1 protein-coding gene is annotated in these 434 nt (G+C 71.0%); it reads right to left on the reverse strand.

What is annotated here, in order from left to right; genetic code table 11:
- On the reverse strand, positions 1–308 hold a 308-nt coding region (locus tag QK440_RS41290; protein ID WP_282798404.1), incomplete at its 3' end, for an NAD(P)-binding domain-containing protein.
- Positions 309–434: the final 126 nt, after the last annotated feature.

Here is a 434-nt window from a genome sequence, read left to right on the forward strand (position 1 = left end):
CCGCGCTCGGCGAGCTCGGCGGCGTGCTTCTCGTCGTCCGTCCAGCGGGAGTTCCCGCCGTCCACCACGACGTCGCCCTCGGAGAGCAGTTCCTTCAGTTCGTCGACGGTCGCCTGGGTGGGGGCGCCGGCCGGGACCATCACCCAGACCACGCGCGGGCCTTCGAGCTTCTCGACCAGTTCGGCGAGGGACGCGACGTCGGAGACCTCGGGGTTGCGGTCGTAGCCGATGACGGTGTGGCCCGCGCGGCGGATGCGCTCGCGCATGTTGCCGCCCATCCTGCCGAGGCCGACGAGGCCCAGTTGCATCGTTGCCATGTCAGTTCACTCGCTTTCCGCGGTACGGCCGCGCAGGGCGCGGTACTTGTTGACCAGTGCGGTGGTGGAGGGGTCGAGGCCGGGGACGGTGGTGCCTTCGGTCAGGGCCGGCTCGAC

The organism is Streptomyces sp. CC224B (genome assembly GCF_030010595.1).
GTDB classification, from domain to species: domain Bacteria; phylum Actinomycetota; class Actinomycetes; order Streptomycetales; family Streptomycetaceae; genus Streptomyces; species Streptomyces longispororuber.